The sequence below is a fragment of the Bartonella sp. ML69XJBT genome, assembly GCF_028618515.1.
Classification (GTDB): domain Bacteria; phylum Pseudomonadota; class Alphaproteobacteria; order Rhizobiales; family Rhizobiaceae; genus Bartonella.
This window is the reverse complement of record NZ_JAQITB010000057.1, coordinates 2,022-6,211: the sequence shown is the minus strand read 5'-3', so window position 1 is coordinate 6,211 and position 4,190 is coordinate 2,022. Positions and strand designations below refer to the sequence as shown.

Genomic DNA, 4,190 nt, shown 5'->3' with positions numbered 1-4,190 from the left:
TATAGCTATATTCTATACCCCTTATGAGTTATAAGGTCTTATAAGCTTATTCAGTTTCTTTAATTTCTAATTTTGGTAGGTTCTTAACAATCTTCATTGTCTCTAAACTTACGGTAATAACCCTTTGAAACAATTCTAATGGATAAGCAGGGTTGCCAACGGTTTCAACAGCATAGCGATTGGCATCATTCACAATGCCGCTCTTTTTATCAGTTTTCACACATTGACGTCCCATAACCCATTCAAGAGCAGGCTTGCCATTGACGATATACTCATAAGCTTCAAGAGGAATGTTTGTTATTGTGATATTGTTATTGTAAAAAACAGTAGATTTATCCTTCTTCTTACTATTTCCAGCAAATCTCATTTCTGTAACATAATAGAATTCCTCAGGATTAGAAATATCAGTTTGTTTTGGATTGCCTGTTTTAAATGTGACTGGATAAGGTTCCACATCTTCATAATTTACGTGCAAATGACCCAGTTCACGCCCTGCTGTCACAAATTTCCAAAAATCTTCAGCACTCTTTACGCAAGGGATACGAGGCAACTCTTTGTATAAGTTATCAGCATAGCGACTGCGATAATCTTCTGAATGTAAAAGACCGTAAACATAATAGAATAAATCATCTTTAGTGATTGTTTCATTCGGATAAGCAGTTTTAAAATGTGCTAGCCCTTCATCCGTAATGGCATCACGTCTCTGTAAACCAGCTGTTTTTCTTTCTTCTGTAGCATTTGCAAATAAATAGGATTGTTCCTCATTTTTACTTTTTGAAATCGCAGTATCTTCGTAAATATAGCGTGGAAAGCATTGACTAGTATCCATTGCATGAAAATCAGGCACAGTCTTAGTCATCAAGGCAGAAAACTCCTTCATTGCTCCGGTACCTGTAATTTGTATCACTTTATTTTCAATCACTTCACCTATAGGAAATATACATGGAATTTGGGCAACCATTTCATTAAAAGCACGATTATAATAGAGCCATTGTTGTGTAAAAGGACGGTAGAAACTTTGAGCAAGGCATACATTTTCAAACTCAAAAATCTTTCCTTTAGTTAAATGTTTTTTAAGATTAAGACTCCAACTGATTTTCGTTTCATCCGCATTGACAAAATTATCTACAACTTTTGTAAGTGTTCTACGGTCAGTATGTGGATAGCTATTATTAAAACGTTCTACCTCGCTATTATAGAAGGCAATCATATTATTTATATTTTTTGTTAAAACTTCACGGCTTGAGTTATATGCCCAAGCATCACGATTGGTTTTTAGACCACAAGAATAAGTAGAAAAGAGCTTTTTACCATATCCTTTTTTATCACCCATGGCTAAAAATTCTTTAAAACTGTCATCACGTTGATCAAGCCAATCATTATGCTTATCTGGTGTAATTATTTTCCAGCCTTGTTTACTTCGTGTAATGCCATCAATACTACCAAGGGATTCAATTATTGTAAGTTTTTCTTCTCTTGAGAGATAATCTCCAATATCACGGAAATATATTTTACCACGTCGTTGAGATTCTGGATTTTTTACAAGAATAGAGATAGCTATAGGGGCTCTAGAACCTTCTCCAAAAATTCCACCACTTTCTTTCTTACGTTGTTCTCCAGAAGTCCGAGCATTTCCCCGCAAATGGAAAATATAAAGGCTCGAAAACTCCTCAACGAGGCATTTGCGTAAGCCATTTAAAGAACATGCATTAATAAACCCTGCATTTGTGACAAAACCAATAACTCCACAGTCTTTTATACGGTCGCTTGCCCAGCGAATAGCACGAATATAACTATCATAAAGTGCTTGCATATTCATTGATTCAGATTGAGCAGCATAAGTTTCACTGATACGATTATCTAATAGTGGATAAGGAGTATTTTTTGCATTGTCATTGGCACTTTTTTGCCCTGTTGAATAAGGAGGGTTCCCCAAGATAACCTTGATATCCAGATTTTTCTGATGCTCTAAATATTCACTGTTTTCTTTAAATAGTTCTTGCAACAAATCTTTTCTTTCAAGCATTTGGAATGTATCGGTTAAACCAATATGCTTAAATGGGATATAATTCCCTTTCATAAGACCATGATAGGTTGCTTCGATATTAATGGCTGCGATGTAATAAGCGAGCAAGACAATCTCATTAGCATGAATATCGTAACGGTATTTATATTCCATATCTTCTGGTTTTATCAGTTTAGATTGTAACAACCGTGTGATAAAGGTACCAGTACCCGTAAAAGGGTCAAGAATAGAAACACCACGTGATCCTAAGCTTTTTCCAAATTCATTGCGCAAGACATCATCAACAGAATGAATGATAAAATCAACAACCTCAATGGGGGTATAAACAATTCCTAATTTTTCTACTGTACGTGGAAAAGCATAACGAAAAAATTCATTATAAAGTTCTACAATTAAGCTTTGTTGTGATTCAAGATTGGTAATTCCACGCGTGTAAAATTGCACACTCCTAGAAATATTTTTGAGATCTTGAGATTCTTCTTTAAGAGTAAAGTTATCAAGGGCATTGAGTACACGTTGTAAAGCACAAGATACGGGATTTTCTTGAACAAACTGATGCCCCTCAAATAAAGCATTAAAGACTGGACGCGTCACAAGATGTTGCGCAAGCATTTCAATCGCATTTTGTTCGGAGATAGTTGTATTTAAATTGCTACGCAATTCGGTCATAAAATCATTAAACACCCGCCGTGTTTCAGTTTCTGATTTCGTCAAAACTTCAGTTAAGCGTGTGATATGAGTTTGAGCAAGATCCCCAACATTTATTGCCCATTTTTTCCAATAGCTAGGGTCGTAAAATCTATTAACAATAGCAGTTTTAATGACATCTTTACATTTAGAAAAAAGGGGGAGTTCTCCTTGTTCTTCACATGTGTGAGAGGATTCATAAGTTGCTAACCCAATATTAAGTCCTGAATATTCTAATTTTGAGCGTATAGGTAAATCATCAATAACCGTGGTCGTATCTTCTAACGCAAGTTCTTGAGAAGCAGCAACAATTTCAAGAGCATGGCTTACGTCTTGTTTTTTGTGCATATGATGAATTATTTTATTAAAGTTATCATCATGGGCACGTAAAGCATTGAGAACTTGCCAAATGACATTATACTTTTTGTTGTTTTCTAAGGCTATTTCCGGCGGAATATCAGCGGGTATCCCAATGGGTAGAATGATATAGCCTCTTTTTTTACCCTCTGCTCGACGCATGACGCGTCCTATCGCTTGAATAATTTCAATTTGACTTTTACGCGGGTGTAAAAATAGAACGGCATCAAGAGCAGGAACATCAACACCTTCAGAAAGACAGCGTACATTGGTAAGTACACGACAAGTATTTTCCCCCGCATCTTCCTTTAACCAGTCAAGTTGTTTTGTACGCTCTTTAGCACTAAAGGTTCCATCAATATGGGCAAGGCTACAGTTAAGAGGGGGAGTATCTTTATAGTTTTTATGAAGAGCGCGTAAAGATTCTTGCACTTTTTCTTTTTTGAATCTTTTGCATATGCGTTTAGAAGTCTCAATATCTTTGCAAAAAGCTAAAGCTCTACGCATGGGCTTAGGGTCATCTTCAAGATCAAGTTTCAGATCCATTTTGGTAAGGGCTCTATAACAGCCATTAATCTTGGTCCTATCGTCAAGAATAAGTTCATAATCCTTATCGGTAATAAGATGTTGAATGGATTTGCTTACTTCTTCTTCATTGACAACTAATATGATAACTTTACAAGGTGATAACAGCTTATCCTCTAAAGCACGTGAAAAGTTGTAAGTGTAAAGTTGTTTGCCATAGAGTTTTTCATTATCCATGGACACCAAAACGTTATTGGATAAGAAAGCATTCCTTTTCAGCTTGTCACTAAAGATCTTTGGGGTTGCTGTCATGTAGAGGCGTTTTTTGCCTCGAATAATGCTATTGTCATGAACTTTGATAAATTCAGATTCATGCTTTTCTGTTCCCAATACAACACCAGTTGTTCTATGAGCTTCATCACAAATGATCAGATCAAATTCAGGTAACCCATGGGTATTTTGTGCATCCGAAATCACTTGGATAGAATGATAGGTTGAAAAGATGACCGTCATTGCATCTGCTAGGTTTTCACAAGCTTCTTTGGCAAGGGCTTTTGCATCTGTTGTAGCAGGGAGAACAAGGTCTGATGTTTCT

At 36.1% G+C, this 4,190-nt stretch carries 1 protein-coding gene; it reads right to left on the bottom strand.

All coding sequences use genetic code 11. From position 1 onward, the window contains the following. Window positions 1-46: 46 nt before the first annotated feature. On the bottom strand, window positions 47-4,190 hold a 4,144-nt coding region (locus PVV68_RS09435), incomplete at its 5' end, for a type ISP restriction/modification enzyme (RefSeq protein WP_273782955.1).